Source organism: Blastococcus sp. SYSU DS0539 (assembly GCF_054050855.1).
Window position 1 is genome coordinate 104,452 of record NZ_JBJHAF010000012.1, and the last position, 25,729, is coordinate 130,180.

A 25,729-nucleotide genomic window follows, 5' to 3' on the forward strand; every position below is an offset into this window, starting at 1 on the left:
TTCCCGGCCTGATTCTGGGCCGGGCGCCTCGGGAGGCGGGATCAGGCCGTCGTCGATGCCGCGAGGGTCATGCAGGTCAGCCGCGCGGTCGCGGTTCGCCGGCCCTGGTCGTCGGTGACGTCGATGAGGAACGTCGACAGCGTCCGGCCGCGCCGCACCGGCGTGCAGACGGCGGTCACGGTGCCCGAGGTGGCGGCCCGCAGGTAGCTCACGTTGAGCTCGATGCCCACCACCTGCCGGTCGGGGCCGGCGCCCACGGCCGCAGCCATCGATCCGATGGTCTCGGCCAGGGTGCACGTGGCGCCGCCGTGGAGCAGTCCGAAGGGCTGCTGGTTGCCGTCCACCGGCATCGTCGCGACGAGCCGGTCGGGGTTCCAGTCGGTCATCCGGACGCCGAGCTTGTCGTCGAGGGGGCTGCTGAGACCGGCGGGCAGCCAGTCCGGGGGAGGGGTGCTCACGCTGGGACCGTAGCGGCCGCGTCGGCCGCGCCGTCCTGTCGGGGAGCGGCCCTAGGATCGGCGGCGATGTCCGCTCCGGTGAGTACCCCCAGCGCCCCGCCGTCCGCCGACCCCACCCGCCCGGGGCCGCGTCCGCGGCTGCTGCTGCTCGACGGGCACTCCCTGGCCTACCGCGCGTTCTTCGCACTGCCGGTCGAGAACTTCTCCACGACCACGGGGCAGCCGACCAACGCCGTCTACGGCTTCACGTCGATGCTGATCAACATCCTGCGCGACGAGCAGCCCTCCCACCTCGCCGTCGCCTTCGACGTCGGCCGCAAGACCTTCCGCAGCGAGATCTACGCCGACTACAAGGCGAACCGGGCCGAGAGCCCGACCGACTTCCGCGGCCAGGTCAGCCTCGTGCAGGAGGTGCTCGGCGCCCTGCGGGTGCCGGTGATCACCGCCGAGGGCTACGAGGCCGACGACGTCATCGCCACGCTGACCGTGCAGGCCGTCGAGCAGGGCATGGACGTGCTGATCGCCACCGGCGACCGCGACGCCCTGCAGCTGGTCGACGAGCACGTCACCGTCCTCTACCCGCGCAAGGGCGTCTCGGACATGACCCGGTTCACCCCCGAGGCGGTCGAGGAGAAGTACGGGCTCACCCCGACCCAGTACCCGGACTTCGCCGCGCTCCGGGGCGATCCGAGCGACAACCTGCCCAGCATCCCGAGCGTGGGGGAGAAGACGGCCGCGAAGTGGGTGCGGGAGTACGGCTCCCTCGACGCGCTCGTCGACCAGGTCGACACCGTCAAGGGCAAGGTCGGGGAGAAGCTGCGCGAGCACCTCTCCGCGGTGCTGCAGAACCGGCGGCTCACCGAGCTCGACCGCGCGGTCGAGCTGAATCTGGGCCCGCAGGACCTCGCCGTCCAGTCGTGGGACCGCAACGAGGTGCACACGCTCTTCGACAACCTGCAGTTCCGCGTCCTGCGCGACCGCCTCTTCGCCACGCTCACCGCTGCTGAGCCGGAGGTCGAGGGCGGGTTCGACATCGACGTCGACGAGGTGCCGGCGGGCGGGCTGGGGGAGTGGCTGCAGGCCCACGCGCGCACCGGGCGCACCGGCGTCATCTTCCGGGGCACCTGGGGCCGCGGCACCGGCGAGCTCACCGGGCTCGCGCTCGCGGCCGGCGACGGGCACGCCACCTTCGTCGACCTGGGCCCCGATCTCGACGTCACCGACGAGCAGGCGCTCGCCGCCTGGCTCGCCGACCCGGCGGCCGCGAAGGCGGTGCACGAGGTCAAGGGCCCGCTGCTGGCGATCTGGGCCCGCGGCTGGCAGCTCGAGGGCGTCCTCAGCGACACGGCCCTGGCCGCCTACCTGGCGCTGCCCGGGCAGCGCTCCTTCGACCTCGGTGACCTCGCCGTCCGCTACTTGCGCCGCGAGCTGAAGGACGCCGCCGAGCCCGCGGGCCAGCTCACCCTCGACGGCCTCGGCCCCACCGAGGACGACGTCGCCCGCGAGGCCGCGCACGCCGACGTGCTCAAGGCCGTCGCGGTCAACGACCTCTCCGACGCGCTGGAGACCGTCCTCGGCCAGCGCGGGGGCGCGCACCTGCTGGGCGAGATCGAGCTGCCGCTCACCCGCGTCCTGGCCGCCATGGAGTACCGCGGCATCGCCGCGGACCTGGACTTCCTCCGGGAGTTGCAGCGGGAGTTCGCCGACGGCGTCGCCGCGGCGGCCGCCGAGTGCTACGCGGTGATCGGGCGCGAGGTGAACCTCGGCTCGCCCAAGCAGTTGCAGATCGTGCTCTTCGACGAGCTGGGCCTGCCCAAGACGAAGAAGAACAAGACCGGCTACACCACCGACGCCGAGGCGCTGACGACCCTCCTGGCGCAGACCGGGCACCCGTTCCTCGAGCACCTGATGCGCCACCGGGACGTCACCCGGCTGCGCACGGTCATCGACGGCCTGATCCCGATGGTCGACGACGGCGGGCGAATCCACACGACGTTCCAGCAGACGATCGCCGCCACCGGGCGGCTGTCGTCCACCGACCCGAACCTGCAGAACATCCCGATCCGCACGGCCGAGGGCCGGCGGATCCGGCAGGCGTTCGTGGTCGGCCAGGGCTACGAGTCGCTGATGACCGCGGACTACAGCCAGATCGAGATGCGGATCATGGCGCACCTCTCCGGCGACGCGGGGCTGATCGAGGCCTTCACGTCGGGGGAGGACCTGCACACCTTCGTCGCCTCGCGGGCCTTCGACATCCCCATCTCCGAGGTCGACCCGGAGATGCGCCGCCGGATCAAGGCGATGAGCTACGGGCTGGCCTACGGGCTCTCGGCCTACGGGCTCTCCGGGCAGCTGCGCATCTCCGTCGAGGAGGCGCGCGAGCAGATGCACGCCTACTTCGAGCGCTTCGGCGGCATCCGCGACTACCTCGATGGCGTCGTCGACGACGCCCGCCAGACCGGCTACACGGAGACCACGCTGGGCCGACGGCGCTACCTGCCCGACCTCACCAGCGACAACGGGCAGCGCCGGCAGATGGCCGAGCGCATGGCGCTCAACGCGCCGATCCAGGGCTCGGCGGCCGACGTCATCAAGGTGGCGATGCTCAACGTGGAGAAGGCGATCGCCGAAGAGGGCCTGCAGTCCCGGATGCTGCTCCAGGTGCACGACGAACTGGTGCTCGAGGTGGCGCCGGGGGAGAAGGACGCCCTGGAGACGCTGGTCCGCCGCGAGATGGCCGGAGCAGCGGAGCTGTCCGTGCCGCTGGAGGTCTCGGTCGGCTTCGGCGGCAGCTGGGACGCCGCCGCCCACTGACCATGACCCTCGACCGGAGGGTGAGGGTCGGCGCGGATGTGTCAGCGCGGTCAGGGCGGTCAACACCCTTCGGGTGACTGCTGCTGAGCCACGACCCGATCGTCCGACCACGCAGGCACCCGACTGGCTGGTCCGTGCTGCCGCGGTCGGCGGCCGGCTGCTCGTCCTGGCGGTCCTGCTCTGGCTCCTCGCCGGTTTCGCGGTCAAGCTGACGTTGCCGCTGGTGACCGTGCTGATCGCGCTGCTCGTCGCCGGCGTCCTCGCACCGGCCGTGGCGTGGGCCGGGGACCGCGGGGCGCCGCGCTGGCTGGCCGCAGCAGCGCCCGTCCTGCTCCTGGTGGCAGTGCTCGGCGGGGCGGCGGCCGCCCTCGCCGCTCGCCTGGCCGACCAGCTGCCCCAGCTGCGAGAACGGTTCCAGCAGGTCTCCTCCGATCTCTCCCAGCGGTTCGGCATCGACCTGCCGGGCTTCGGCTCGGGTGCGGGCGGGGGGTCCGGCGGCGGCTCCGGGGGAGGGACCAGCGCCGCCGATCTGCTGGGTCCCGCGCAGACGGCGGCCGAGGTGCTGATCGCCGCGTTCCTCGTGGTCGCGCTGACCTATCTTTTCCTGCACAGCGGCCCGGGCATGTGGGCCTGGCTGCTGGGCAAGTTCGCCGGCCGGGCGCGCGAGGACGTCGACGCAGCCGGCCGGGCGGCGTGGACCACGGTCGGCGGGTACGTACGCGGGCTGACCATCGTCGCGATGTTCGACGCGGTGGGCATCGGGGTCGGACTGCTGCTGATCGGCGTCCCGCTGGCGCTGACCCTGGCCGCGCTGCAGTTCCTGGCCTCCTACATCCCGACGCTGGGTGCCTTCGTCGCCGGACTGGTCGCCGTCGTCGTCGCCTACGCGTCCGGCGGCCTGGGCACGGCAGCGCTCGTCCTGGGGCTGGTCGTGGTGGTGCAGCAGATCGGCAACGACGTGATCGAGCCCTACGTGATGAAGAACAGGCTGCCGTTGAACGCCGCGACCGTGCTGATCGCCGTCACCGCCGGCGGGGTCCTGTGGGGCATCGCCGGTGCGCTGCTGTTCGTGCCGCTGGCCGCAGCGGCCTCAGCGGCGGGGCACGAGCTGTGGGTCCGGCACGGGCGGCGGCCGATCGCCGGCGCCTGAGCCGATCAGCCCGGCTTCCGGCAGACCAGCACCAGCGTGCCCGGCACCAGGGCGCCGCGCTCCGGTGACCACTGGCCCCAGTTCTCGGTGCGGCCCGGGGTCCACTCCGGCTCCAGCAGGTCCTCCAGCACCAGCCCGGAGGCGACGACGGCCCGGACCCAGTCGCCGACCGTCCGGTGGTGCTCGACGTACACCGTGCCGCCGGCGCCGTCGGTCTCCACGTACGGCGTGCGGTCGAAGTAGGACGAGACGATCCGCAGGTCCTCCGGATCGGGGGAGTCGGGGAACGGCCAGCGCATCGGGTGGTTGACCGAGGCGACGAACCGGCCACCGGGCCGCAGCACCCGTGCCACCTCGCGCAGCGCGCCCGCGACGTCGGCGACGAAGGGCAGCCCGCCGAACGCCGAGCAGGCGAGGTCGACGCTCGCACCGGACAGGGGCAGGGCACCGGCGTCCGCCTGCAGGAGCGGCACGGCGATCCCGGTCGACCGGTTCAGCTCCGCGGCCCGGCGGAGCATCCCGGCCGAGAGGTCGAGCGCCACGACGTCGGCGCCCGCGGTCCGCAGCCAGCGGGCGCACGGGGCGGAGCCGCAGCCGATCTCGAGCACCCGCCGTCCGGCGACGTCGCCCAGCAGGTGGGCGTCGGCCTCCCGCAGTCCCTCGGGGCACCAGAGGAAGTCGGCGTCCCCGAGATCGGCGCCGTGCTCGGCCAGGTACGCCGGCGCGGCCGCGTCCCACCAGCGGCGGTTGGCGCGCACCGACTCCTCGGTGCCGGCGGCGCGGCGGGCGACCCCGCCGGCGACCGGGTAGCCGTCACTGCCGAGGGGGAGGGCCGGGCCGGCGGAGGGTGTGCTCATGACACGCCGATCGTGACACGCCGCCGGCTGCGGGAGGCCGGTCCCACCCAGGTGGACCGGACGCTCCCGGCGTCCGTACGATGGAACGGCGCCAGAGGTCTGTCGCGCCTTTCCCCCTTCCGGGGAGTGTCTGCGCCGGTTCTCCCCGCTGCTCGTCCCCGCGGTCCGACGGCCGCGGGTCGTCCTGTCCCTACGCATAAACCGTCCGGAGCAACCAACCACATGACCTCCACTCAGGTCCGTCCTTCCAGCACCCCCCAGGTCGCCATCAACGACATCGGTTCCGCCGAGGACTTCCTCGCGGCGATCGACCAGACGATCAAGTACTTCAACGATGGCGACATCGTCGAGGGCGTCATCGTCAAGGTGGACCGGGACGAGGTGCTGCTGGACATCGGCTACAAGACCGAGGGCGTCATCCCCTCGCGCGAGCTGTCCATCAAGCACGACGTCGACCCGAACGAGGTCGTCAGCGTCGGCGACGAGGTGGAAGCCCTGGTCCTTCAGAAGGAGGACAAGGAAGGGCGGCTGATCCTCTCCAAGAAGCGCGCGCAGTACGAGCGCGCCTGGGGCACGATCGAGGCCAAGAAGGAAGCCGACGAGGTCGTCACCGGCACCGTCATCGAGGTCGTCAAGGGTGGTCTCATCCTGGACATCGGCCTGCGCGGGTTCCTCCCGGCGTCGCTGGTCGAGATGCGTCGCGTCCGCGACCTGCAGCCGTACGTGGGCCGCGAGCTCGAGGCCAAGATCATCGAGCTCGACAAGAACCGCAACAACGTGGTCCTCTCCCGCCGCCAGTGGCTGGAGCAGACGCAGTCCGAGGTCCGCAGCGAGTTCCTCAACAAGCTCGCCAAGGGGCAGGTCCGGTCGGGTGTCGTCTCCTCGATCGTCAACTTCGGTGCGTTCGTGGATCTCGGCGGCGTCGACGGCCTGGTGCACGTCTCCGAGCTGTCGTGGAAGCACATCGACCACCCGTCCGAGGTCGTCGAGGTGGGCCAGGAGGTCACCGTCGAGGTCCTCGACGTCGACCTGGACCGCGAGCGGGTCTCCCTGTCGCTGAAGGCGACGCAGGAGGACCCGTGGCGTCAGTTCGCCCGCACGCACCAGATCGGGCAGGTCGTCCCCGGCAAGGTCACCAAGCTGGTTCCCTTCGGTGCGTTCGTGCGCGTCGACGAGGGCATCGAGGGCCTGGTGCACATCTCCGAGCTGGCCGAGCGCCACGTGGAGATCCCCGAGCAGGTCGTGCAGGTCGGCGACGAGATCCTGGTCAAGGTCATCGACATCGACCTGGACCGTCGACGGATCTCGCTGTCGCTCAAGCAGGCCAACGAGGGCGTCGTCGGCGACGAGGAGCAGTTCGACCCGGCCGCCTACGGCATGGCCGCGTCCTACGACGAGCAGGGCAACTACATCTACCCCGAGGGCTTCGACCCGGAGACCGGTGAGTGGCTCGAGGGCTACGACGAGGCCCGCGAGACGTGGGAGCGGCAGTACGCCGAGGCCCAGGCCCGCTTCGAGGCGCACCGCAAGCAGATCGCGGCCGCCAAGGAGGCCGACGCCGAGGCTGCGGCCGGTGGCAGCTACTCCAGCGACGACGCCACGCCGGACGCCCCGGCTGCCGGTGGCGGCGGCACGCTGGCCAGCGATGAGGCGCTCGCCGCGCTCCGCGCCAAGCTGGCCGGCGGGGAGTGACCTGAGGGTCTGACCCGCTAGCTCTGCACGTCGGAGGCCCAGGACCGGTCCGGTCCTGGGCCTCTGGCGTTCCCGGGAAAGGAGAGCGGACGCTCCGCCATCCGCCCGCGACGACGCCCGCGACGACGGCCGCGCCGACGACCAGGGTCGGGGGCGGCAGGTCGGCGGGCGGTTCCGACCCCGGGAACGGCGAAGGGCCCGTGGACGATGTCCACGGGCCTTCCGTCACGCCGTCTGCGGTCGCCGCACCGGCGCAGCCGCGCGGCGTGGGAGCGGCGACGCCGTCCGGCACGCTGCCGCGCCGTGGGCCGGCGGTGCTCCGGCGGGGGCCCGTCGCGGCCCGTCCGGGCGCGACGGCTTTCTGCTCAGAGACTGAGGATGATGGCGAACGCCGTGCGGGGGCGGCCGCCGGAGCCCGCGAGGAAGCTCCAGGTGTGGCGGCCGGTGGTCGGCGTCTGGAACATCCAGCGCAGCAGGGAGCTGCGGTGGGCGACGGCCGGCCGCTGGAACTGCATCCGCTCGCGGACCGCGGGGATGTCGGCGCAGCGCACGCCCGTGGCAGTGCCGAGCCGGTGCCGGCCGGCGGCGCGGGACGACGGGGATGCTGCGGGCGTGGAACGGGACATGTTCTCGGTCTACCTCTCGGGGCGGGGGAAGATCGCCGGGGCAGACGTTAGTGGTGGTGCGTGTGTGACTCCTGCGACGCGCCGGGCGGGTCGGGCGCGTGTTACCGCTCCGTGATCTTCGCCCGGGTGGTGGCTACTGTGCGTACGTGCTGAAGATCGGACTGACCGGCGGGATCGGCTCGGGCAAGAGCACCGTGTCCAGGCTGCTGGCCGAACGCGGTGCGCTGATCGTGGACGCCGACCGGATCGCGCGGGAGGTGCTCGAGCCGGGGACCCCGGGGCTCGCCGCGGTCGCGGCCGAGTTCGGGGACGGCGTGCTGACCCCCGACGGCTCGCTGGACCGCCCCGCCCTCGCCGCGGTGGTCTTCTCCGACGACGACGCCCGGCGCCGGCTCGATGCGCTGGTGCACCCGCTGGTGCGGCAGCGATCGGCCGAGCTCGTCGCGGCGGCGCCGCCCGACGCGGTCGTCGTCCACGACGTCCCCCTGCTGGTGGAGACCGGTCAGGCCGGCGCGTACGACCTGGTCGTCGTGGTGCACACCGACGTCGAGCTCCGGGTGGCGCGGCTGATCGAGCGGGGGCTCACCGAGGCCGACGCGCGCGCCCGGATCGCCGCGCAGGCGACCGACGAGCAGCGCCGTGCGGCCGCGGACGTGCTGCTGGACAACAGCGGGACGCTCGAGCAGCTGGCCGAGCAGGTCGACCGCTTCTGGGTCGAGCGGGTGGCGCCGGCGGCGCGCTGACCGGGCTGTCCCGCCCGGACATGCGAAGAGCCCCAGGTCATCGACCTGGGGCTCCGTGTGGTGGGCGATACTGGGTTCGAACCAGTGACCTCTTCCGTGTCAAGGAAGCGCGCTACCACTGCGCCAATCGCCCGATCCGGCCAGAAGCCGGCTACCTCCTCCGCGCTCGTGCCCCGCGAGGAAGCGACGAGGTGGAGACGGGATTTGAACCCGTGTAGACGGCTTTGCAGGCCGTTGCCTCGCCTCTCGGCCACTCCACCGCACGCGGGCACCAGTCTCTCGACCGGCGCCCGAGGTTCCGAGCGGACGACGGGATTCGAACCCGCGACCCTCACCTTGGCAAGGTGATGCTCTACCACTGAGCCACGTCCGCGCTACGAGAAGAACTCTAGCGGATGTCCTGAGGGGGTCTGCAGGGGGGGTCCCCCCGCCCCCTCCCAGGAGTGCCGCGTCGGCGTCTTCCCAGGTCAGCGCCCCGGCGAGTCCGGCCCGCCGTTGGACAGCAGGGCGTCGAGCTCCTGGTCCAGGTGCAGCAGGCTGCTCTCAGAGCCCGACGGCACCAGCGCCTCGGTGTGCCGCAGGAAGGCGGAGACCGTGGCCCGGGACAGCTCGAAGAGCGCCTCGCCGGACGGGGCCCGCAGGTGCAGGAAGAGCAGGTCGGCCGTCGCGTGGGCCGGCCAGATCCGGACGTCGCCGTCACCGATCGGGTGGTCCAGGCCGGCCCGGAGCAGCTCCCGGCTCACCAGCCAGGCGATGCCCTCGTCGCCCTCGGCGGCGCCGTCGGGCTCACCGGCGTCGCCGAAGGCGATGCGCACGGCGAAGGGGTCGGCGGGGTCGTAGCAGAGCAGCGCCGGTACCTCGGTCCACGACTGCGGGCCGACCAGCTGAAGAGTGATGGGGGAGATGTGGCCGGGCATCCATCGGCTCGTCATGTCAGGTCAACGATCGCGCGCGCGGGAGGTGACGTGTTTCCAGGCGTGTTGTCACACCCGCATCATGCGTCACAGACGGGTGGGTCAAACCGGCTGGGCGGGTCGGATCGAACGCCCCGTGTGAGCATGGGAGCCGTGAGCCGACCGGTCCTCCGGCCGGAGGACGGCGTCGGCGACGTCGAGATCCTCCGGCGCATCCGTGCCGGGGACCGCACCGCCGTCGACGACCTCTACGAGCGCTTCCGGCGGCCGGCGTTCGCGCTGGCCCGCCGCATCCTCGCCGACGACGGGCTGGCCGAGGACGTCCTCCAGGACGTCTTCCTGATGATCTGGCGGGACCCGGGCGCCTACGACCGCGCGCGGGGGAGCTTCTCCTCCTGGCTGCTGGCCGTGGTGCACCACAAGGCGGTCGATGCGGTCCGCAGGGAGGAGTCGCAGCGACGGCGTCAGGGGCGGGCCGAGGACGAGGCCGCGCTCGCCGCCCCTGTGGCGGCCCGCGACGTGGCCGACGACGCCTGGTCCCGGGTGGTCGCCGAGCAGGTGCGCTCGGCCCTGGGTGTGCTGCCCGAGGCGCAGAAGCAGGCGCTCACGTTGGCCTACTACGGCGGGTACACCCAGCGGGAGGTCGCCGCGCTGACCGGGACACCGCTCGGGACGGTCAAGACCCGGATGCTGGCCGGCATGCGGCGGCTCAGGTCGGAGCTCGGCGGGCTCTCCGGCCCGGCGGGCGGGGAAGAGCCGGGCAGCGGCACCGCGGTGGACGGGACGGCGCGATGAACGGCGAGCACGAGTACGACGAGCTCGCGGTCGGCTGGGCGCTGCACGCGCTGGAGCCGGCGGACGAGGCGCTGTTCAGCCGGCACCTCGCCACCTGCGACCGCTGTGCCCGCACGGTCGCCGAGACGTCGGACGTCATGGCCGCCATGGCGTCCGACCTGCCGGCGGCCGAGCCGTCACCGGACCTGCGGGCCCGGCTCCGGGCTGCGGTGGAGGAGACCGAGCAGCTGCCGCCCGCCACGACCGCCCCCCGCCCGCCCGCCGTCGCGGGGAGCACGGCCGAGCACGCCGGCCCCCGGCCCGTGCCGCGCCGGCAGCGGCGCCTCCTGCCGCGCGTCCTGGTCGCCGCCGCGGTCGCCGCGGTGGTCGGGCTCGGCGTGTGGGTGGTGGTGCTCGACCGGTCGCGGGACGAGCTGCGCTCGACCGTGGCCGCCCAGGAGGAGGTCGTGGCCGGGCTCACGCTGCCAGGGCGGGCGACGATCGCGCCGCTCACCGCCGGCGACCGGCAGGTGGCGACCGTGGTGGTCCGGGACGACGCGCTGCAGGTGGTCACCGACGGGCTGGAACGCAACGACCCGGCGTCGATGACGTACGTGGTGTGGGGGCTCGGCGACGGGGACCCCGTGGCGCTCGGCACGTTCGACGTCGATGGGCCACAGATGGAGATCCGGACCGTAGGCTCCGGGGCGACCGGGATCGACGACTTCCCTGGCTACGGCATCAGCATCGAGCCCGGTCGACAGGCTCCGTCGGCACCGACGGAGGTCGTCGCGACCGGGCAGGTGACCAGCTGAGCGGAACGAGGGCGACGGCAGCAGCGATGGAACACCCGCAGCCGGAGACCGCCGACGAGCGGCGTGCGCGGTACGACACCGACGACGTGCACAGCCTCCGCGAGCGGGTGGCCGAGACGCGCTGGCGGCGGCGGCTGGCGGTCCGCCGCGGCATCGACCACGGGTACCGGGTCGGCGTCGGGATCGTCGGCGGGGTGATCGTCGCGCTGGGGCTGATGACCATCCCGCTGCCGGGCCCGGGCTGGCTCACCGTCATCGCCGGTCTCTTCGTCCTCGCCACCGAGTTCACGTGGGCCGAGCGCCTGCTCGAGTTCACCAAGCGCCACGTCAAGCGCTGGACCGACTGGGTCACCGCCCAGCCGGCGTGGGTGCGGCTGCTGCTGGGGCTGGCGACGGCGGCGTTCGTCTACGGCATCCTCGTGGTCGGCCTGCACGTCATGGGGGTGCCCGACTGGGTCCCGGGGTGGGTGCCGCTCTGGCGATGAGCGTCTGGCACAATCGGACGCGTACCGGGCGATTGGCTCAGTGGTAGAGCGCTTCGTTCACACCGAAGAGGTCACTGGTTCGAACCCAGTATCGCCCACCGGTACGAGAGGCCCGGCCCGCAGCAGCGGGCCGGGCCTCCGTCGTCTCCGGCGCGCGACGCCCGATCGCGTCACCATGGGAGAGGTGAGCGCCCAGCCCGACCGCGCGGCCCGGCTGCAGCTGATCCTCGACCGCGACGGGGCCACCTGCGTCTGGTGCGGGCGCGCGTTCTCCGCCCAGGTCCGGCCGACCACCGAGCACGTCGTGCCCCGCGTCAAGGGCGGCCCGTCCTGGCTGGAGAACGAGGTCGCCGCCTGCGGTCGCTGCAACGGCGAGCGGGGCCACCGCACACCGGTCGAGTGGCTGGAGGAGTGCCGGCGGCGCAGCTGGCCGGCCGACGGGGAGCGCCTGGGGCGCACCCTGGTCGCGCTGGCGCAGGCGATCGCCCGCACCGGCGGCCAGCGGCGGGCGCGGCCGTACCTGGACGCCCAGCTCCGGCGCCTGCGGCGCGACCGGAACGCGGCCTAGGGTCGGATCCGTGACGACGGCCGGGCGCGTGGCGCAGCTCTGGATCTATCCGGTGAAGTCCCTGGGCGGGGCCGCTCGGGACCGGGTGCGGCTGGCCCCGACCGGCCCCGAGGGCGACCGCGCCGCCACGGTCGTCGACGCGGCGACGGGCGAGGTCGTGCGGGGCAGGCACGCGCCCGCGCTGGCCGGACTCGCGCCTACCGGGGACCCCGCTGCCGACGAGCGGGCGGCGTCGCAGGCCCTGGGCCGGGACGTGCGCATCCGATCGTTGGACGGCGGCTCCGCGGCCGATGCGGCCGCCGTGCACCTGGTCTCCCGCCAGGCCATCGAGCGGGCGGCCGGGGGCGACGTCCCCGAGGGGTGCTCGGCCGACGACCCGCGGGCGAACGTCCTGCTCGACCTGCCCGACGACGACGAGCGGGACTGGGTCGGCCGGACCGTCCGCATCGGGGACGCCGAGCTCGCCATCACCCGCACGCCGAAGCACTGCCTCGGCGTCTACGCGGAGGTGCGACGACCCGGCAAGATCTCCGTCGGCGACGTCGTGCTGCCCGGTCCGCGGCCGTGAGGCGCCGCGGCTCCGCGGTCCTCGGCGCCCTCGTGGTGCTGCTGGCCGGCTGCGGCGCAGACCCGCAACCCGCCGTTCCGGACGCCACCCCGACGGCCCCGCAGGCGACCGAACCGCCCCCGCAGCCGAGCGAGCCGGCTCCGCCCCAGAGCGTCACGCTGCTGGCCACCGGTGACGTCCTCGTCCACCAGGACCGCGCGCTCACCGGCGGAGCCCGGCAGGACGACGGCAGCTACGACTTCAGCGGGGTGTTCGCCCCGGTCGCGGACATGATCCGCGCGGCGGACCTGGCCATCTGCCACCTGGAGACGCCGGTGGCGCCCGACGGCGGCCCCTACCGCGGGTACCCGAGCTTCGCCGTCCAGCCGGAGATCGTGGCGGCGCTCGCCGAGGCCGGGTACGACCTGTGCTCGACCGCCTCGAACCACTCGTTCGACGCCGGCGTCGACGGCCTGGTCCGCACGCTGGACGTCCTCGACGCGGAGGGCATCGCGCACACCGGCACCTACCGTTCGCCGGCCGAGAGCACCGAGCCGGTCGTCCTCGACGTGGACGGCGTCCGGATCGGGCACGTGGCCGGGACGTTCGGCCTCAACGGCGTGCCCCTGCCCGCCGACCGCGAGTGGTCGGTCGACGTCGTCGACGTGCCGGACGTCACCCCGATGCTCGAGGCCGCCGCACGGACCCGCGCCGCCGGTGCCGAGATCGTCGTCGCCAGCCTGCACTGCTGCGTCGAGTACCGGCACGAGCCGACGGAGCAGCAGGAGACCGCGGTGCGGGCGCTGCTCGCCTCCCCGGACGTCGACCTGGTGCTCGGCCACCACGCGCACGTGGTGCAGCCCATCGAGCGGGTCGACGGCGAGTGGGCTGCCTACGGCCTCGGCAACCACGTCGCCGAGCACGCCACCCGCGGCTTCCCGACGGAGGACTCGGTGGCGGCGCGGTTCACCTTCACCCGGGGCGCCGACGGCCGGTTCGCGGTCACCACGGCCGAGGCCGTGCCGCTGAGCATCGAGCTGGGCGAGGCCGCGGTGACGGTGCGCCCCGCCGACCTGGCGACCTACGAGCGGGTCTCCGAGGTGCTCGACATGCGGGGCGCCATCGCCGACGGGCTGGAGCTCGCCCCGCGGTGAAAGGGCTGCGGGCCCGGCCGGCCGCGCGCACTAGGCTCGGGGCCGGCGACCGGCCCTGCCGGTCCGCCGCCGACGCCGCACACGACCCCCTGGAGCCCCTGTGTCGACCCCGCCCTCGCCAACCGCAGTCGGACCGATCCGGGTGCCGGCCGGGACGACGGCGCAGCAGGCGCTGAAGGACGCCGGCGTCCCGCTCAAGGGGCCCGACGGCGCCGTCGTCGTCCGGGACCTGGCCACCGGCGACCTCAAGGACCTGGCCTGGTCCCCGGACACCGACGCCGAGGTCGACCCCGTGCCGGCGGCCAGCGCCGACGGCCGCGCCGTCATCCGGCACTCGGCCGCGCACGTGCTCGCCCAGGCGGTGCAGGACCTCTTCCCCGGCACCCGGCTGGGCATCGGCCCGCCGGTGGAGAACGGCTTCTACTACGACTTCGACCCCGAGCGGCCGTTCACCCCCGAGGACCTCAAGGCCCTCGAGAAGCGGATGCAGGAGATCGTCAAGGCGGGGCAGCACTTCAGCCGCCGGGAGATCAGCGACGCCGACGCCGAGGCCGAGCTCGCGCACGAGCCGTACAAGCTCGAGCTGATCGGCCTGAAGGGCGGTGCCGGGGAGGCCCCGTCCGAGGACGACGGCGCCTCCGTCGAGGTGGGCGGCGCGCAGCTGACCATGTACGACAACCTGGACGCGCGCAGCGGCGACCGGGTGTGGACCGACCTGTGCCGCGGGCCGCACCTGCCGCGCACCAGCACCATTCCGGCGTTCTCCCTCACCCGCAGCGCCGCCGCGTACTGGCGCGGCAGCGAGAGGAACCCGCAGCTGCAGCGCATCTACGGCACCGCCTGGGAGAGCAAGGACGCCCACAAGGCCTACCTGGAGCACCTGGCCGAGGCCGAGCGCCGCGACCACCGCCGGCTGGGCGTCGAGCTGGACCTGTTCAGCTTCCCGGACGAGATCGGCTCCGGCCTGCCCGTCTTCCACCCCAAGGGCGGGGTGATCAAGCGGGAGATGGAGGACTACGTCCGGCGCCGGCACCTCGAGGAGGGCTTCGACTACGTCGGCACCCCGCACATCAGCAAGAGCGGGCTGTTCGAGACCTCCGGGCACCTCCCGTACTACGAGGAGACCATGTTCCCGGGCATGGACCTGGACAACGCGAAGTACTACCTCAAGGCCATGAACTGCCCGATGCACAACCTGATCTTCCGGTCGCGCGGGCGGTCCTACCGCGAGCTCCCGCTGCGGTTGTTCGAGTTCGGCTCGGTCTACCGGTACGAGCAGTCCGGCGTCGTGCACGGCCTGACCCGGGTGCGGGGCTTCGCCCAGGACGACTCGCACAGCTACGTCACCCCGGAGCAGGCGCCGGGGGAGATCCGGCACCTGCTGTCCTTCGTCCTCGGCCTGCTGCGCGACTTCGGCCTCGACGACTACTACCTCGAGCTCTCCACCCGCGACGACTCCGACAAGTTCATCGGGTCCGACGAGGAGTGGGCGGTCGCCACCGCCGTCCTCGAGGAGGCGGCGAAGGAGACCGGCCTGGAGCTGGTGCCGGATCCCGGGGGCGCGGCCTACTACGGGCCGAAGATCTCCGTCCAGGCCCGCGACGCCATCGGCCGCACCTGGCAGATGTCGACCATCCAGTACGACTTCAACCAGCCCGCCCGCTTCGGCCTGGAGTTCAGCGCCTCCGACGGCACCCGCCAGCAGCCGGTGATGATCCACTCCGCGAAGTTCGGGTCGATCGAGCGCTTCTTCGGCGTCCTCACCGAGCACTACGCCGGCGCCTTCCCGGCGTGGCTGGCCCCGGTGCAGGTCGTCGGCATCCCGGTCACCGACGAGCAGGTGCCGTACCTGACCGACGTCGCCCTGAAGCTGCGCGCCCGCGGCATCCGGGTGGAGATCGACGACTCCGACGACCGGATGCAGAAGAAGATCCGCACCGCGTCGAAGCAGAAGATCCCCTTCGTGCTCATCGCCGGCGCCACCGACGCGGAGGCATCGGCGGTCTCCTTCCGCTTCCGCGACGGGAGCCAGGACAACGGGGTGGCCGTCGATGACGCCGTCGAGCGGATCGCCGCCTGGATCGCGGCCCGCAGCAACGCCGACCCGACGGCCGAGACCGCGGCGGTGCCCGGATGACCGACAACGCGCCCTACCGGGTACCGCTGTCCTCCGACGACGGCGGTCCGGCGACGGTGTTCGAGCACCTCTGGACGCCGTACCGGATGGCCTACATCCGGGGTGAGGGCAAACCCACCGGCGCCCACGACTGCCCGTTCTGCGTCATCCCCACCCTCGGGGACGAGGACGGGCTGATCGTGGCCCGGGGCGCATCGGTCTTCGCCGTCCTGAACCTGTACCCGTACAACGCCGGCCACCTGATGCTCGTCCCGTACCGGCACGTCCCCGACTACACCGACCTCACCGCCGACGAGGTCGCCGAGCTGGGGGCCTTCACCCAGACGGCGATGCGCGTCGTGCGCGGGGTGACCGGTGCGCACGGGTTCAACATCGGGATGAACCAGGGCTCGGTGGCCGGGGCCGGCATCGCCGACCACCTGCACCAGCACGCGGTGCCCCGCTGGGGCGGGGACACCAACTTCATGCCGGTCATCGGCCTCACCCGGGTGCTGCCGCAGGTGCTCCGGGAGACGCGGGAACTGCTCGCCGCCGCCTGGGCCACCCACCCCTCCACCCCTCCGTCGTCCACCCACCCCGCCACCCCGACGGAGGCCTGAGTGCTCGGCGTCAACGCCCGGCCCGTCGTGGCGAAGGTGGTCAACCCGGTGGTCACCCGGCTCGCCCGCGTGGGAGTCACCCCCGACATGGTGACCATCACCGGAACCGTCGGCGCGATCGCCGGGTCCGCCGGGCTCATCGCCACCGGTCACCTCTTCTGGGGCGCGTTCACCGTCACGATCTTCGTGCTGCTCGACATGCTCGACGGCGCCCTGGCCCGGCTGCGCGGCGGCGGCTCGGTGTTCGGCGCGGTGCTGGACTCCACCGGCGACCGCGCCGCCGACGCCGCGATCTTCGGCGCGCTGGTCTGGTGGTTCTCGGGCAGCGGGGACAACCGGCTCCTGGTCCTGCTCGCCCTGCTCTGCCTGGTGCTCGGCGTCCTCACCTCCTACATCAAGGCGCGGGCCGAAGGCATGGGCCTGCGCTGCGACGTCGGGGTCGTCGAGCGCACCGAGCGGCTGATCCTGGTCCTGGTGGGAACCGGCTTCAGCGGCCTGGGGATCCCCTACGCCGTGCACGTGGCGCTCTGGGTGCTGCTGGCCGGCAGCGCGATCACGGTGGGGCAGCGCGTGCTCGCCGTGAAACGCGCCGCCGACGGACGGCGGATCGAGCCGTGAGCGGCGCCCGTGCCCGGGTGGCCGAGGGGCTGGCCGACGCCGGCTACGCCGCCGGCTACGCCGCCGGCTGGCGCGCGGTGCGGATGCTGCCCGAGCCGGTGGCCCGGGGCGCGTTCGACCGCGTCGGCCGCTGGGTGGCCGGACGGGACGGGACGGGCGTGCGGCAGCTGCGGGCGAACCTGCGCGTGGCCACCGGAGGCCGGCTGCCGGAGGCGGAGCTGCAGGCGCTGACCGAACGGGCGATGAGCTCGTACGCCCGCTACTGGCAGGAGGCCTTCCGGCTGCCCACGCTCGGCACCGAGCGGATCCTCGACGGCAGCGTGATCGTGGGCGCCGAGCACCTGGCGGCCGCCCGCGACCAGGGGCGCGGCCTGGTGGTCGCCCTGCCGCACAGCGGGAACTGGGACGCCGCCGGCGTCTGGTTCGTCGACTGGCTGGGTGGGCCGTTCATGACGGTGGCCGAGCGGCTGCGGCCCGAGTCCCTCTACCGCCGGTTCCTCGCCTACAGGGAGACGCTCGGCATGCGCGTGGTCCCGCTCACCGGCGGCCCCCGGCCGAGCTCCGAGGTGCTCCGCGACTGGCTGAAGGACGGCGGAGCCAGCTGCCTGCTCGTCGACCGCAACCTCGGGGCCGGCGGCGTCCCGGTCAGCTTCTTCGGGCGGCCGGCCACCATGCCCGGCGGTCCCGCCCTCCTGGCCGACCAGACCGGGGCCGCGCTGCACCCGGCCGTCTGCCGGTTCAGCGAGCACGGCTGGCGGATGCACGTCTACCCGGAGGTGCCCGTGCAGGGACCCGGACGGCTCCGGGACCGGGTGGCCGGCGCGATGCAGGGCGTCGCCGACGCGATCGCCGAGGGCATTGCCGAGCGGCCCGAGGACTGGCACATGCTCGGCCGCATCTGGCCCGACGTGCCGCCCGATCCGCCGCGGGCCGGCCGGGGGGAGGCCCGCTGATGCGCATCGGCCTGGTCTGCCCGTACCGGTGGGACGTCCCCGGAGGCGTGCAGTACCACGTGCGCGACCTGGCCGAGACGCTGCGCGGCATGGGCCACCACGTCGAGGTGCTGACCCCCGCGGAGCGGGAGGAGTCGGTCAGCGATCCCTTCCTCACCTTCGCCGGCCGGACCGTCCCGGTGCCCTACAACGGCTCGATGGCCAGCCTGCAGTTCGGGCCGGTCTCGGCAGCGCGGGTGCGGCGCTGGCTGCGCGACGGGCGCTTCGACGTCGTCCACGTGCACGAGCCGGCCACGCCGTCGGTGTCGCTGCTGGTGTGCATGATCGCGACCGGGCCCATCGTGGCGACCTTCCACGCGGCCACCACGCGCTCCAAGTGGCTGGCCGCCGTCGGCCCCATGGCGCGGCCGTGGCTGGAGAAGATCAGCGGCCGGATCGCCGTCTCGGACTTCGCGCGGCGGGTGCAGGTGGAGCACCTCGGTGGCGACGCGGTGATCCTGCCCAACGGGGTGCACGTCCCGTTCTTCGCCGAGGGCCCCTCGCTGCCGGGCTTCGCGCGGGGCACCGGCGGGCCGCCGACCATCGGCTTCCTGGGCCGCTACGACGAACCCCGCAAGGGGCTGCCGGTGCTGCTGGAGGCGATGCGCGGCGTGGTCCGGGAGCACCCCGGCGTGCGGCTGCTGGTCGCCGGCCGCGGCGACGCCGACGAGCTGTGGCGGCTGGTGGGGGAGGAGCTGCGCCCCTCCGTCACGCTCCTGGGCGAGATCTCCGAGGCGGACAAGGCGGCCTTCCTGCGCTCGGTGGACGTCTACTGCGCGCCCAACCTGCTCGGTGAGTCCTTCGGCGTCATCCTCATCGAGGCGATGGCGGCCGGCGCACCGATCGTGGCCAGCGATCTGGATGCGTTCTCCCGCGTGCTCGACGGCGGGGCGGCCGGGGTGCTGGTGCGCCGGAACGACGCCGCGGCGCTGGGGCGGGCGCTGGGCGACCTGCTCGCCGACCCGGCGCGCCGGGCGGAGCTGGCGGCCCGGGGCTCGGCGGCGGCCGCCCGCTACGACTGGCAGGTCCTCGCCCGCCGCATCCTCGCCGTCTACGAGACCGTGCTGCCCCCCGGTGGCGGAGTCGTCACGGCGGGTACCGACGACGACTTCCCGGCGGTGCCGCCGACGGGCACCGCGGCCCGACCTCCCCGCATCCGGCGGCCGCCCCGCTAGCCTCGTCCACCGTGACGCCCGAGGCCTGGTTGCTGCTCGCCGCCGGGATCCTGCTGGTCCTGCTCGCGTGGGCCGGCTGGACCCTGACGCGGCTGCGGCGGCTCGCCGCGCGGGTGGACCGTGCCTGGGCGACGCTGGACGCGCAGCTGCAGCGCCGGGCCGGGCTGGCCGAGGAGCTGGCCCGCGACCACCCGGCGGCACTAGGTCCCGAGCTGGCCGCCCGGCTCGCCGCCGGCGCCGCCGAGGCGCGCGGCTCGCGGAGCGACGGCGACCGGGAACTGGCCGAGAACGCCCTCGGCCACGACCTGAGCGAGCTGCCGGACGACCTGCCGGGTGTCCCCGCCGCGCTGCGCGCCGACCTCGCGGGCACCCAGACGCGGGTGGCGCTGGCCCGGCGGTTCTACAACGACGCCGTCCGCGACACCCGGGAGCTGCGCGGCCACCGGTTCTCCCGCTGGACCGGCCTGCACCGGTCCCGTCGGCTGCCGCGGTACTTCGACATCGACGACCGGCTGGGCGCTGTGATCAGGGACGCCGACCCGGCGGGCCGCCGGAGCGCCTGACGGCCGTAAGGTCGTGCACAACTCGACTCGGCCGACCGAAGGCGGACACCAGTGGCAGAGCACATCGACCGGACGGACACCGCGACCGGGACCGACCGCGTGAAGCGCGGGATGGCCGAGCAGCTCAAGGGCGGCGTCATCATGGACGTCGTCACCCCGGAGCAGGCGCGGATCGCCGAGGACGCCGGTGCGGTCGCGGTCATGGCGCTGGAGCGGGTCCCGGCCGACATCCGCGCCCAGGGCGGCATCGCGCGCATGAGCGACCCCGACATGATCGAGGAGATCATCGGCGCGGTCTCCATCCCGGTCATGGCCAAGGCCCGCATCGGCCACTTCGTCGAGGCGCAGGTGCTGCAGGCCCTCGGCGTCGACTACATCGACGAGTCCGAGGTGCTGACCCCGGCCGACGAGGCGCACCACATCGCCAAGAGCGCGTTCACCGTGCCGTTCGTGTGCGGCGCCACCGACCTCGGCGAGGCGCTGCGGCGCATCTCGGAGGGGGCGGCGATGATCCGCTCGAAGGGCGAGGCCGGCACCGGCAACGTCGTCGAGGCCACCCGGCACATGCGGTCGATCCGCGCCGGCATCAGGCGGCTGGCCACGCTCGACGAGACCGAGCTGTTCGTCGCCGCCAAGGAGCTGCGCGCACCGCACCACCTGGTGGTGGAGGTGGCCCGGCTCGGCAAGCTGCCGGTCGTGCTGTTCACCGCGGGCGGCATCGCCACCCCCGCCGACGCGGCGATGATGATGCAGCTCGGCGCCGAGGGTGTGTTCGTGGGCTCGGGCATCTTCAAGTCCGGCGACCCGGCCCAGCGGGCGGCGGCGATCGTGCAGGCGACGACCTTCTTCGACGACCCGGACGTCATCGCGAAGGTGTCGCGAGGCCTCGGCGAGCCGATGGTGGGCATCAACGTGTCGACGCTCCCGGAGAGCGAGCGGTACGCCACCCGAGGCTGGTGAGCGTGGACGTCCAGCGCCGCATCGGCGGGCTGGACGTCGCGCGCGGGCTCGCCGTGCTCGGCATGTTCGCCGCGCACATGCGGGTGGGCGGCGAGCTGCGCCCCGACCCGCGGACCTGGACCGCGCTCGTCGACGGCCGCTCGTCCATCCTCTTCGCCACCCTGGCCGGCGTCTCGGTCGCCCTCCTCTCCGGGCGCACCAGGCCGCCGGCGGGCCCGGAGCTGACCCGGGTCCGGCTGCGGATCTTCATCCGCGCGCTGTGGGTCTTCGCCATCGGCTGGCTGCTGCAGCAGCTGGACACCTTCGTCGCGGTCATCCTCGGCGTGTACGGGGTGCTCTTCGTCCTGGTGCTGCCGTTCCTCCGCTGGCCGGTGCGCCGGCTGCTCGGCACCGCGGCCCTCGTCGCCGTCGTCGTCCCGCCGCTTCTGGCGGTCAGCGGCCAGGTGCTGACCACGGCGGGGGTGGCGGGCGAGCTCGTCCCCTCGCTGCTGGTCACCGGCGCCTATCCGGCGCTGCTCTGGATCGCCTTCGTCCTCGTCGGCCTGGCGGTGGGCCGGCTGGACCTGGCCTCCGACGGGGTGCGGCGCCGGCTGGCGGCGGCGGGCGCCGCGGCCGTGGTGGCCGGTTATGGCGGAGGTTGGCTGACCACGCGCGGGCTGGCCGACGGTGTGCCGTCCGCGGGCCCGGAGGCCGGCTTCGGGGATCCGGAGGTCTTCGACGTCCGCTGGCTGACCGGCGCCGAGCCGCACAGCGGGACCACCTTCGAGGTGGTCGGCTCCACCGGCTTCGCCGTCCTGGTGGTGGTCGCCTGCCTGCTGGTGGCCGAGCGGCTGCCGCGGGCGACGGCGCCGGTCGCCGCGGTGGGGGCGCTGGCGCTGACCGTGTACACCGCGCACCTGGTGGCGATCCGGGTGCTGATGGACGTCGCCCCCGAGGCGGCGCAGGGCCCGGGCACGTGGTCGTGGTTCGCCGTCACGGCGCTGGCCGGCGCCTGGGTCTGGCGGCGCACGGTGGGCCGCGGGCCGCTGGAGTGGCTGCTGACCTCGACGTCGAGCCGGGCGGCCGGCCTCACCCCGTCGTCCCCGGCCGTCTGAGCAGCGCCGTAGCCTCGGCGGCCGTGTCCACCCGCTCCGCACCTCCCGTCATCGGGGTCCTGGCGCTGCAGGGCGACGTCCGGGAGCACCTGGCCGCGTTGCGCGCCGAGGGCGCCGAGGCCCGGCCGGTGCGCCGCCCGGAGGAGCTCGCCGACGTCTCCGGCGTCGTCGTCCCCGGCGGCGAGTCGACGACGATGGCCAGGCTCGCCGGCCGGTTCGGCCTGCTCGGACCGCTGCGCGAGGCCGTCCGCGCGGGGCTGCCCGCCTACGGCACGTGCGCCGGGATGATCCTGCTGGCCGACCGGCTGCTGGACGCGCCGCCGGAGCAACCCACGATCGGCGGGCTCGACGTCACCGTGCGCCGGAACGCCTTCGGCCGGCAGGTCGACTCCTTCGAGACGCGGGTGGACCTCGCCGGCCTGGACGGCGGCGCCCTGCACGCGGTCTTCATCCGCGCCCCGTGGGTGGAGGAGGCCGGCCCGGGGGTGGATGTCCTCGGCCGGGTCGTCGGTGGTCCGGCCGACGGTAGGATCGTCGCGGTCCGCCAGGGGAACGTGGTGGCCACCAGCTTCCACCCGGAGTTGACCGGGGATCGCCGGGTGCACGCGCTGTTCGTCGACATCGTGCGCCGTGACCTGGCCGAGAGGGCCGGCCTGGACGCCGGGGACGAGAGGGGTTAGTCGTGAGCGGCCATTCCAAGTGGGCGACGACCAAGCACAAGAAGGCCGGCATCGATGCCAAGCGCGGCAAGCTCTTCGCCAAGCTGATCAAGAACATCGAGGTCGCGGCCCGCACCGGTGGTGGTGACCCGGCGGGCAACCCGACGCTGTTCGACGCCATCCAGAAGGCGAAGAAGAGTTCCGTCCCGAACGACAACATCGACCGCGCCGTCAAGCGCGGCGCCGGACTCGAGGCCGGCGGTGTCGACTACCAGGGCATCACCTACGAGGGCTATGCCGCCGGCGGCGTCGCCGTGCTCATCGAGTGCCTCACCGACAACAAGAACCGGTCGGCCATGGAGGTCCGCACCGCCATGACCCGCAACGGCGGGTCGATGGCGGACCCGGGGTCGGTCTCCTACCTCTTCTCCCGCAAGGGGGTCGTGGTCGTGCCCACGGCCGACGGGGTGGACGAGGACAGCGTGCTGATGGCCGTCCTGGACGCCGGCGCGGAGGAGGTCCGCGACCTCGGCGACACGCTGGAGGTGATCTGCGAGCCCGGCGACCTGATCGCCGTGCGCACCGCCCTGCAGGACGCCGGCATCGACTACGACTCCGCCGAGGCCGGCTTCCAGCCCAGCGTCCAGGTGGAGCTCGACGTCGAGGGTGCGGGCAAGGTGTTCCGGCTCATCGACGCCCTCGAGGACCTCGACGACGTGCAGAACGTCTACGCCAACTACGACGTGCCCGACGAGGTCATGGAGCAGGTCGCGGCCGACGCCTGAGCCCGGTGTCGCGCGGCGTGTTGCGGCCCCGGGACGTCGCTGTCGCCGGTTAGCCTCGGTCGAACACCAGTTCGGCTGACGGGAGAGTGACCATGCGGGTGCTCGGCATCGACCCGGGTCTCACCCGGTGCGGCTGGGGGGTGGTCGACGGGCGTCCCGGCGCGCGACCCACGGCGATCGGCGTCGGCGTGGTCCGCACGATGCCGGAGCTGGACCTCGAGCTGCGGCTGCTGGAGCTGCACACCGCCGTGACGGCGCTGCTGCGCGAGCACCGGCCCGACGTCGTGGCGATCGAGCGGGTCTTCACCCAGAACAACAAGGGCACCGCCACGGGGACGGCGCAGGCGGCCGGCGTCGCCGCGCTCGCCGCGGCGCAGGCCGACCGGCCGGTCGCCTGGCACACGCCCAGCGAGGTCAAGGCGGCCATCTCCGGCAACGGCCGGGCGGACAAGGAGCAGGTCACCCTCATGGTCACCCGGGTTCTCGGCCTCGCCGCCGCACCCAAGCCGGCCGACGCCGCCGATGCGCTGGCGTTGGCGGTCTGCCACGCGTGGCGCGGCCCGGCCCAGCAGCGGCTGCGCACCGCCGCGATCGCCGGTGGCATCGGCGCGCCCGTGCGCGCCACCACGTTGCCGCGCTGGACCGGGGTGGCGGCCCGATGATCGCCAGCGTGCACGGCCGCGTGGCCGCGGTGGGGCCCGACGGCGCCGTCGTCGAGGTCGGCGGGATCGGCCTGTCGGTGCAGTGCACCCCCGGCACGATCGCCCGGCTGCAGGTGGGCGAGGCGGCGCGGCTGGCCACCAGCCTGGTGGTGCGCGAGGACTCGCTCACCCTCTACGGCTTCGCCGACGACGACGAGCGGCAGCTGTTCGAGCTGCTCCAGACGGCGAACGGCGTCGGGCCGCGGCTTGCCCAGGCGGTGCTGGCGATCCATCCGCCGCGGGAGGTCCGGCGGGCGGTGTCGACCGCCGACGTGAAGGCGCTGATGCAGGTGCCCGGCATCGGCAAGAAGGGCGCCGAGCGGCTCATCCTCGAGCTGCGCGACCGCCTGGGCTCCACCAGCACCGACACCTCGCTCGACGCGCCGGCGCCCGCCGGCCTGCCGGTCACCCCGGTCGCCCCGTGGCGCGACCAGCTCACCTCGGCGCTCGTGGGGCTCGGCTGGAGCGCCAAGGAGGCCGACGGCGCGGTCACCCAGCTGGCCCCGGTCGCCGACGAGCAGGTGGTCGCGACCGGCAGCGTCGAGGTCGCCGTTCTGCTGCGCCAGGCCCTCCGGCTGCTGGGTAGGGCGTGACCGCCCCGTTCGACCGGTCGCTGACCGGCGAGCTCGCCGGGGACGTGCCACCGGAGTGGGCGGTGTCCCCGGAGGCGGGTGACGAGGAGCGGGTCGTCGAGTCGGCGCTGCGACCGCACTCGCTGCACGACTTCATCGGCCAGCCCAAGGTGTCCCGTCAGCTCGCCCTGGTGCTCGAGGGGGCGAAGCGGCGTGGCCGCACCCCCGACCACGTGCTGCTCTCCGGCCCGCCAGGGCTCGGGAAGACCAGCCTGGCGCTGATCATCGGCTCCGAACTCGGCACCGCGGTGAAGATCACCAGCGGCCCGGCGATCGAGCGGTCCGGCGACCTCGCCGCCATGCTCTCCAACCTGGCGCCCGGCGACGTCCTGTTCATCGACGAGATCCACCGCATCGCCCGCCCCGCGGAGGAACTCCTCTACATGGCGATGGAGGACTTCCGGGTCGACGTCGTCGTCGGCAAGGGGCCCGGCGCCACCGCGATCCCGCTGGAGATCAACCCGTTCACCCTCGTGGGAGCCACCACCCGCGCCGGGCTGCTCACCGGCCCGCTGCGCGACCGGTTCGGCTTCGTCGGCCAGATGGAGTTCTACGAGCCGGCCGAGCTGCAGCGGGTGCTCGCCCGCAGCGCGGCGCTGCTCGGTGTGGAGCTGACCGACGAGGGGTCGGCCGAGATCGCCGGCCGCTCGCGGGGCACCCCGCGGATCGCCAACCGGCTGCTGCGCCGGGTGCGCGACTACGCCGAGGTGGAGGCCGACGGCCGGGTCACCCGGGAGGTCGCCGAGGCGGCGCTGGCGCTCTACGACGTCGACCACCTCGGCCTGGACCGGCTCGACCGCGCCGTGCTCGAGGCGCTGGTCGTCAAGTTCGGCGGCGGGCCGGTGGGGGTCGCGACCCTCGCCGTCGCGGTGGGGGAGGAGCCGCACACCGTCGAGGAGGTGTGCGAGCCCTTCCTGGTGCGCGCCGGCCTGCTGGCCCGCACCCCGCGCGGGCGGGTGGCCACCGAAGCGGCCTGGCGGCACCTCGGTCAGCCGCTGCCGCGGGGCGGCGTCCCCCTCGGTCGGGTCACAGCAGACCCACAGGCACCGGGGTCGTCGTCAGAGGCGCTGTTCGACGCCTAGACTCCCGGACGCTGGCGCGCAACTCGCAGGCCGGGCGCGCCCGTCCCGTCCGGTCGCCGCGCGCGCCGGTGCCGACGTACCCGAGCGGTCCCGTCCCGGACCGCACCCACCGCGGAGCACCAGCCGCGGAAGAGA

27 protein-coding genes and 4 tRNA genes are annotated in these 25,729 nt (G+C 73.8%); 24 read left to right on the top strand and 7 right to left on the bottom strand.

The genetic code is table 11. The annotated features are described in order from the left end of the window. Positions 1–41: 41 nt before the first annotated feature. Positions 42–458 (bottom strand): PaaI family thioesterase, encoded by a 417-nt coding sequence (locus ACI790_RS15305; protein ID WP_456570641.1) that lies wholly within the window; start codon positions 456–458, stop codon positions 42–44. Positions 459–524: 66 nt separating this feature from the next. On the opposite strand from ACI790_RS15305, the gene polA reads away from it, so the two are divergent. Together polA and ACI790_RS15315 are read left to right on the top strand one after the other, a co-directional pair. Then, positions 525–3,272 (top strand): DNA polymerase I, encoded by a 2,748-nt coding sequence (gene polA / locus ACI790_RS15310; RefSeq protein WP_456570642.1) that lies wholly within the window; start codon positions 525–527, stop codon positions 3,270–3,272. A gap of 73 nt (positions 3,273–3,345) precedes the next feature. Continuing rightward, positions 3,346–4,422 (top strand): AI-2E family transporter, encoded by a 1,077-nt coding sequence (locus ACI790_RS15315; RefSeq protein ID WP_456570643.1) that lies wholly within the window; start codon positions 3,346–3,348, stop codon positions 4,420–4,422. Between the two features lie 5 nt (positions 4,423–4,427). Here the strand turns inward: ACI790_RS15315 and ACI790_RS15320 are convergent, their stop codons facing one another. Next, positions 4,428–5,279 carry a class I SAM-dependent methyltransferase gene (locus ACI790_RS15320; RefSeq protein ID WP_456570644.1) on the bottom strand — a complete coding sequence of 284 codons (852 nt, stop codon included), beginning with the start codon at positions 5,277–5,279 and terminating at the stop codon, positions 4,428–4,430. 222 nt (positions 5,280–5,501) lie between these two features. Here ACI790_RS15320 and rpsA point away from each other — a divergent pair, with 222 nt between their 5' ends. Next, complete coding sequence (gene rpsA, locus ACI790_RS15325; RefSeq protein ID WP_456570645.1) at positions 5,502–6,971, top strand: 30S ribosomal protein S1; 1,470 nt, start codon at positions 5,502–5,504, stop codon at positions 6,969–6,971. A gap of 365 nt (positions 6,972–7,336) precedes the next feature. Here the strand turns inward: rpsA and ACI790_RS15330 are convergent, their stop codons facing one another. After that, a complete protein-coding gene (locus ACI790_RS15330; protein WP_456570646.1) occupies positions 7,337–7,597 on the bottom strand; it encodes a hypothetical protein in 261 nt (86 codons plus the stop codon). Positions 7,598–7,743: 146 nt separating this feature from the next. Between ACI790_RS15330 and coaE the strand changes: the two genes are divergently transcribed. After that, entirely contained in the window at positions 7,744–8,340 is a 597-nt protein-coding gene (gene coaE / locus ACI790_RS15335) for a dephospho-CoA kinase (RefSeq protein ID WP_456570647.1), read from the top strand. A gap of 58 nt (positions 8,341–8,398) precedes the next feature. On the opposite strand, the gene ACI790_RS15340 is transcribed toward coaE, so the two are convergent. From ACI790_RS15340 to ACI790_RS15355, 4 genes are all read right to left on the bottom strand, one after another. Continuing rightward, positions 8,399–8,473, bottom strand: a tRNA-Val gene (locus tag ACI790_RS15340). 56 nt (positions 8,474–8,529) lie between these two features. Next, positions 8,530–8,600: transfer RNA gene (locus ACI790_RS15345), tRNA-Cys, on the bottom strand. A 41-nt stretch (positions 8,601–8,641) separates the two neighbouring features. Continuing rightward, positions 8,642–8,713 (bottom strand) — tRNA-Gly (locus tag ACI790_RS15350). 94 nt (positions 8,714–8,807) lie between these two features. After that, the gene (locus ACI790_RS15355; protein ID WP_456570648.1) at positions 8,808–9,272 is read right to left on the bottom strand and encodes an SsgA family sporulation/cell division regulator; all 465 of its coding nucleotides are present in this window, start codon (positions 9,270–9,272) and stop codon (positions 8,808–8,810) included. A 126-nt stretch (positions 9,273–9,398) separates the two neighbouring features. Here ACI790_RS15355 and ACI790_RS15360 point away from each other — a divergent pair, with 126 nt between their 5' ends. The 20 genes from ACI790_RS15360 to ruvB all read left to right on the top strand — a co-directional run bounded on the left by ACI790_RS15360 (position 9,399) and on the right by ruvB (position 25,594). After that, positions 9,399–10,049, top strand: a complete 651-nt coding sequence (locus ACI790_RS15360; RefSeq protein WP_456570649.1) for a sigma-70 family RNA polymerase sigma factor — start codon at positions 9,399–9,401, stop codon at positions 10,047–10,049. Further along, the gene (locus tag ACI790_RS15365; RefSeq protein ID WP_456570650.1) at positions 10,046–10,843 is read left to right on the top strand and encodes an anti-sigma factor; all 798 of its coding nucleotides are present in this window, start codon (positions 10,046–10,048) and stop codon (positions 10,841–10,843) included. The genes ACI790_RS15360 and ACI790_RS15365 overlap by 4 nt, the downstream gene beginning before the upstream one ends. 26 nt (positions 10,844–10,869) lie before the next feature. Next, positions 10,870–11,328: a TIGR02611 family protein gene (locus ACI790_RS15370; protein ID WP_456570651.1), complete on the top strand. Its 459-nt coding sequence runs from the start codon at positions 10,870–10,872 to the stop codon at positions 11,326–11,328. 26 nt (positions 11,329–11,354) lie between these two features. Further along, positions 11,355–11,426 (top strand) — tRNA-Val (locus tag ACI790_RS15375). Positions 11,427–11,512: 86 nt separating this feature from the next. Beyond that, positions 11,513–11,896: an HNH endonuclease gene (locus ACI790_RS15380; RefSeq protein ID WP_456570652.1), complete on the top strand. Its 384-nt coding sequence runs from the start codon at positions 11,513–11,515 to the stop codon at positions 11,894–11,896. A 10-nt stretch (positions 11,897–11,906) separates the two neighbouring features. Then, a complete protein-coding gene (locus tag ACI790_RS15385) occupies positions 11,907–12,464 on the top strand; it encodes an MOSC N-terminal beta barrel domain-containing protein (protein WP_456570653.1) in 558 nt (185 codons plus the stop codon). Further along, the gene (locus ACI790_RS15390) at positions 12,461–13,597 is read left to right on the top strand and encodes a CapA family protein (protein WP_456570654.1); all 1,137 of its coding nucleotides are present in this window, start codon (positions 12,461–12,463) and stop codon (positions 13,595–13,597) included. Before ACI790_RS15385 ends, ACI790_RS15390 begins: the two co-directional genes overlap by 4 nt. 142 nt (positions 13,598–13,739) lie before the next feature. Next, positions 13,740–15,734 (top strand): threonine--tRNA ligase, encoded by a 1,995-nt coding sequence (gene thrS, locus ACI790_RS15395; RefSeq protein WP_456570655.1) that lies wholly within the window; start codon positions 13,740–13,742, stop codon positions 15,732–15,734. Then, positions 15,731–16,333: an HIT family protein gene (locus ACI790_RS15400; RefSeq protein WP_456570656.1), complete on the top strand. Its 603-nt coding sequence runs from the start codon at positions 15,731–15,733 to the stop codon at positions 16,331–16,333. Before thrS ends, ACI790_RS15400 begins: the two co-directional genes overlap by 4 nt. After that, positions 16,334–16,951: a phosphatidylinositol phosphate synthase gene (gene pgsA, locus ACI790_RS15405; RefSeq protein ID WP_456570657.1), complete on the top strand. Its 618-nt coding sequence runs from the start codon at positions 16,334–16,336 to the stop codon at positions 16,949–16,951. After that, positions 16,948–17,904, top strand: a complete 957-nt coding sequence (locus tag ACI790_RS15410; protein WP_456570658.1) for a phosphatidylinositol mannoside acyltransferase — start codon at positions 16,948–16,950, stop codon at positions 17,902–17,904. Before pgsA ends, ACI790_RS15410 begins: the two co-directional genes overlap by 4 nt. Beyond that, the gene (locus tag ACI790_RS15415; RefSeq protein WP_456570659.1) at positions 17,904–19,118 is read left to right on the top strand and encodes a glycosyltransferase family 4 protein; all 1,215 of its coding nucleotides are present in this window, start codon (positions 17,904–17,906) and stop codon (positions 19,116–19,118) included. Before ACI790_RS15410 ends, ACI790_RS15415 begins: the two co-directional genes overlap by 1 nt. An 11-nt stretch (positions 19,119–19,129) precedes the next feature. Further along, the gene (locus ACI790_RS15420) at positions 19,130–19,681 is read left to right on the top strand and encodes a hypothetical protein (RefSeq protein WP_456570660.1); all 552 of its coding nucleotides are present in this window, start codon (positions 19,130–19,132) and stop codon (positions 19,679–19,681) included. 51 nt (positions 19,682–19,732) lie between these two features. Continuing rightward, positions 19,733–20,641, top strand: coding sequence for a pyridoxal 5'-phosphate synthase lyase subunit PdxS (pdxS, locus tag ACI790_RS15425; RefSeq protein WP_456570661.1), 909 nt, complete (start codon positions 19,733–19,735; stop codon positions 20,639–20,641). 2 nt (positions 20,642–20,643) lie between these two features. Then, positions 20,644–21,735, top strand: a complete 1,092-nt coding sequence (locus tag ACI790_RS15430; RefSeq protein WP_456570662.1) for a heparan-alpha-glucosaminide N-acetyltransferase domain-containing protein — start codon at positions 20,644–20,646, stop codon at positions 21,733–21,735. 23 nt (positions 21,736–21,758) lie between these two features. Continuing rightward, a complete protein-coding gene (gene pdxT, locus ACI790_RS15435) occupies positions 21,759–22,415 on the top strand; it encodes a pyridoxal 5'-phosphate synthase glutaminase subunit PdxT (RefSeq protein WP_456570663.1) in 657 nt (218 codons plus the stop codon). Positions 22,416–22,417: 2 nt separating this feature from the next. Beyond that, a complete protein-coding gene (locus ACI790_RS15440; RefSeq protein ID WP_456570664.1) occupies positions 22,418–23,179 on the top strand; it encodes a YebC/PmpR family DNA-binding transcriptional regulator in 762 nt (253 codons plus the stop codon). A gap of 92 nt (positions 23,180–23,271) precedes the next feature. After that, positions 23,272–23,841, top strand: coding sequence for a crossover junction endodeoxyribonuclease RuvC (gene ruvC / locus ACI790_RS15445; RefSeq protein ID WP_456570665.1), 570 nt, complete (start codon positions 23,272–23,274; stop codon positions 23,839–23,841). Beyond that, entirely contained in the window at positions 23,838–24,473 is a 636-nt protein-coding gene (ruvA, locus tag ACI790_RS15450; RefSeq protein WP_456570666.1) for a Holliday junction branch migration protein RuvA, read from the top strand. The genes ruvC and ruvA overlap by 4 nt, the downstream gene beginning before the upstream one ends. Beyond that, positions 24,470–25,594 (top strand): Holliday junction branch migration DNA helicase RuvB, encoded by a 1,125-nt coding sequence (ruvB, locus tag ACI790_RS15455; protein ID WP_456570667.1) that lies wholly within the window; start codon positions 24,470–24,472, stop codon positions 25,592–25,594. Before ruvA ends, ruvB begins: the two co-directional genes overlap by 4 nt. Positions 25,595–25,729 lie beyond the last annotated feature (135 nt).

Coding starts and splice junctions, on each gene's coding strand:
- polA (WP_456570642.1), top strand. CDS start 525: ATGTCCGCTCCGGTGAGTACCCCCAGCGCCCCGCCGTCCGCCGACCCC.
- ACI790_RS15320 (WP_456570644.1), bottom strand. CDS start 5,279: ATGAGCACACCCTCCGCCGGCCCGGCCCTCCCCCTCGGCAGTGACGGC.
- rpsA (WP_456570645.1), top strand. CDS start 5,502: ATGACCTCCACTCAGGTCCGTCCTTCCAGCACCCCCCAGGTCGCCATC.
- ACI790_RS15330 (WP_456570646.1), bottom strand. CDS start 7,597: ATGTCCCGTTCCACGCCCGCAGCATCCCCGTCGTCCCGCGCCGCCGGC.
- ACI790_RS15355 (WP_456570648.1), bottom strand. CDS start 9,272: ATGACGAGCCGATGGATGCCCGGCCACATCTCCCCCATCACTCTTCAG.
- ACI790_RS15360 (WP_456570649.1), top strand. CDS start 9,399: ATGGGAGCCGTGAGCCGACCGGTCCTCCGGCCGGAGGACGGCGTCGGC.
- ACI790_RS15365 (WP_456570650.1), top strand. CDS start 10,046: ATGAACGGCGAGCACGAGTACGACGAGCTCGCGGTCGGCTGGGCGCTG.
- ACI790_RS15370 (WP_456570651.1), top strand. CDS start 10,870: ATGGAACACCCGCAGCCGGAGACCGCCGACGAGCGGCGTGCGCGGTAC.
- ACI790_RS15400 (WP_456570656.1), top strand. CDS start 15,731: ATGACCGACAACGCGCCCTACCGGGTACCGCTGTCCTCCGACGACGGC.
- ACI790_RS15415 (WP_456570659.1), top strand. CDS start 17,904: ATGCGCATCGGCCTGGTCTGCCCGTACCGGTGGGACGTCCCCGGAGGC.
- ruvC (WP_456570665.1), top strand. CDS start 23,272: ATGCGGGTGCTCGGCATCGACCCGGGTCTCACCCGGTGCGGCTGGGGG.
- ruvA (WP_456570666.1), top strand. CDS start 23,838: ATGATCGCCAGCGTGCACGGCCGCGTGGCCGCGGTGGGGCCCGACGGC.